This window comes from Kamptonema animale CS-326 (assembly GCF_028330895.1).
GTDB classification, from domain to species: domain Bacteria; phylum Cyanobacteriota; class Cyanobacteriia; order Cyanobacteriales; family Microcoleaceae; genus Kamptonema; species Kamptonema formosum.
In genome coordinates, this window is the sequence record NZ_JAQMUA010000161.1 from 1 (window position 1) to 3,066 (window position 3,066).

The following is a 3,066-nucleotide window of genomic DNA, read 5'->3' on the forward strand; positions in this document are numbered from 1 at the left end:
CCTTCTCGGCGGTTTCTTAACCGCCTAGAAGGCGGCGTTACGTAGCAGAATAGTAGTCAGATCAAAGGGTTTTCTGCCGTGAATTGCGCTCACCCAAGTTCAAAAGTCGTCACACCAAACAGTCGATTTATCGGTAAATTAGGGCTTTTTCCTTTGTACATCCGCGCTGTCTCGAAGGCGACAATCATATTGTGCCGATTCACCAAATCGACGGCCGATGAATTCTCTGATGGTATGTCTAAGAAAAATGGCGCGTCTTTTGGAACATTTGACTTTAAAGCTAAGAATAAATGTTCTGCAAACAACGGACTATCTGCAAACAACGGGCCAATTTTATATCCAGAACGACAGGGGCGAATGACACCGTAACCTGCTAACTTACTGTTTTCGAGAATACCTATTGCTGTAGTTTGAGGTTGATTAATCCAACATCTTAGGAATTGTACGCGACTATCGGGAAAAAACGCGCGATCGTATGCACATATCTCATCAAAAGGAATCGTAGATAACTGGACAATTTCTGAATCAGTCGGGAAAAAACCGCCGCCAATTCCTTGATATCGGATATTTTTATAAGCTAATATAAACCCAGATTTCTTGTAGTTGCTCTGTTGAGCGACTACCCCATCAAGACCAATAGTTCGACCGTTGAGGTATGCAAGACCAGCATTCCATATCTGGAGGCCGTAACCCTTTGCGCGATACTCTGGCTTGACAATATAAAAGCCAAGGAAGCCAAAGGAATCGCCATATTTGACGGCGGAAATTGTTGCAATAGGTTCATCTCCAAGCAATCCGATTAGGAAACCGTTTGGATCGGCCTCGTAGAAGCAATCAGCATCGTATAACCCTGGGTTCCATCCTTCTGCCGCAGCCCATGCGATCGCGATATCTACTTCTTGGCGAGTCATCACTCTGATTTGATAGTTACTATTCTGCATAATTCATTTTCAACTTGTCTATCTGCTTGGTATTTGCAAATAAATTGGGGTCTTGGCAACTTTTGGTGATCCGAACCAATGGCGTATGGCGATCGCATCAAACTCATATTGTCCCGGCTGAGATCGTCGTGCTTGCGAACGAAGTCCATGCTTGTGATTTCAAGAGTAGCGATCGCAATACTCCTTGCCTGTGCGCCTTACCTCCAGAATCTTTGTGACCCATGTAGATATGTCAGAGTAGCATGAGCCAACTGCAAGCGATCGTCAATACCACCCAGTCACTCATGTAATATTGAAATGTACTCACCAAATAATTCTTCAACCCTCTTATAATTGAGTGTTATTAAGCACTCTAAATGAACATTACATTTGCAGAAATTATTCCGAGTTTACTACCCAGCCCCGAAATTTTACAATTAAATAGCTGGGAGTTGGACAAAACAGCAACTCAGATCGCAGTCAATGTCACTTCTGTCCAAAATCCAGTCAGATGTCCGGTTTGTTTAGCAGTAAGTCATCGCATTCACAGTCAATACAGACGAAAATTAAGTGATTTATCTTGGGCGAATTTCCGAGTCACTTTACAGTTAAATGTCCGAAAGTTTTTCTGTATCAATCCCCGATGTCAGCGCCGCATATTTGCGGAAAGAATTACAGATGTAGCAGCAACATGGGCAAGAAAAACGCAACGATTAACTCAACATTTAACAGCTATTGGTTTATCTTTAGCTGGGAATGCCGGAGTTAGATTAAGCCAATATTTCGGCTTCAAAGTAAGTCGCAATACTCTATTAAACTTAGTGCGTAGAATTCCCCTAGCACCAATTCAAACCCCTAGAATTCTGGGAGTTGATGACTTTGCTTTTCGTAAACGCCACACCTATGGCTCTATATTAGTTGACCTTGAACTTGAAAAAAGTCAACCCATAGCCATTCTCAAAGATCGTGAAGCCGAAACCCTAGCCGATTGGTTAAAAGAACATCCCGGTGTAGAAATAGTATCACGCGATCGCTCCCGAACTTATGAAAAAGGTGTTCTGCAAGGAGCCCCCAATGCCATTCAAGTTGCTGACCGTTTTCATATTTTACAAAACCTCGCAGAAGCGCTCGCACAAGTATTTGGCAGCCAACTAAAAACCCTTAAAGAGGTGGAAAAACTACACACTGGTTTCCCAGCCAGGGATGCTAATCAGACTGAAATCGTCGCCTTACCTCCGGCATCAAATCAGACCAAAAAAGAAGTATCAAAAGCGATTCAACGTCGAGAAAGAAGAGTTATTATTCATCAACAAGTGTGGGAGTTACGGCATCAAGGTTTATCAGGAAAAGCAATTGCCAGAAAATTAGGTATTGGTTGCACTACAGTGTTCCGGTACTTGCGGCATTCAACATTTCAAGAACGCAACGGTCGTAGTGACCGAGGACGTAGCAAGTTAGATCCCTATAAAGACTATCTCCTTGAACAATGGAATCAAAAGTGTTATGATACAAAAAAACTATTTGAAGACATTCAAAAACAAGGTTATTCGGGTAGTTATGATACCGTTGCTCGTTACACTCGTCGTCTGCGTGAAGCGACAGGAGTTCAGCTTAGACAACGTATTATCCATAAACCTTTACCTCAAGTTGTTGAACCTTTAAGATGTGCTTTAACCCCTCGGAAAGTAGCGGGATTAGTGATGCAAAAATTCACACAGCTAGATGCCAGTGACCAACAACTTATTATCTTATTAAAAAGCCACTCTGAGTTAGGTGAAGTTATTGAAATCGCACAAGATTTTACAACTCTTGTGCGTCAACGCAACCCGAAACAACTGGATGGCTGGTTAGAGCGTGCTATTAATAGCAATATTTCTCCCATTCAACGTTTTGCAGTGCGGTTACGTGAGGATTATGATTCTGTTAAAGCGGGTGTGACTTTATCTGTAAGTAATGGCCCGGTTGAAGGACATATTAATCGATTAAAAATGCTGAAACGACAAATGTATGGTCGCGCTAGTATCGATTTATTAAGTCGCCGCTTTTTAATCAAGATGTAAATGGTTTTTCTCTCCCTAGAAGTAGTTTGAAAAAACAGCGATCGCCATACGCCATTGGTTCCGATCACCAAAAGTTGCCAAGACCC

Annotated in this window: 3 protein-coding genes; 2 read left to right on the forward strand and 1 reads right to left on the reverse strand. The window is 42.3% G+C overall.

What is annotated here, in order from left to right; genetic code table 11:
- Positions 1 to 89 precede the first annotated feature (89 nt).
- Complete coding sequence (locus PN499_RS09585; RefSeq protein ID WP_272031609.1) at positions 90 to 941, reverse strand: GNAT family N-acetyltransferase; 852 nt, start codon at positions 939 to 941, stop codon at positions 90 to 92.
- A 65-nt stretch (positions 942 to 1,006) separates the two neighbouring features.
- Here PN499_RS09585 and PN499_RS09590 point away from each other — a divergent pair, with 65 nt between their 5' ends.
- Together PN499_RS09590 and PN499_RS09595 are read left to right on the forward strand one after the other, a co-directional pair.
- The gene (locus tag PN499_RS09590) at positions 1,007 to 1,159 is read left to right on the forward strand and encodes a hypothetical protein (protein ID WP_272031610.1); all 153 of its coding nucleotides are present in this window, start codon (positions 1,007 to 1,009) and stop codon (positions 1,157 to 1,159) included.
- Positions 1,160 to 1,297: 138 nt separating this feature from the next.
- Entirely contained in the window at positions 1,298 to 2,980 is a 1,683-nt protein-coding gene (locus PN499_RS09595; protein WP_272031611.1) for an ISL3 family transposase, read from the forward strand.
- Positions 2,981 to 3,066: the final 86 nt, after the last annotated feature.

Excerpts from the sequence above, each read along its gene's own strand:
- PN499_RS09585 (WP_272031609.1), bottom strand. The coding sequence starts at position 941 with ATGCAGAATAGTAACTATCAAATCAGAGTGATGACTCGCCAAGAAGTA.
- PN499_RS09595 (WP_272031611.1), top strand. The coding sequence starts at position 1,298 with ATGAACATTACATTTGCAGAAATTATTCCGAGTTTACTACCCAGCCCC.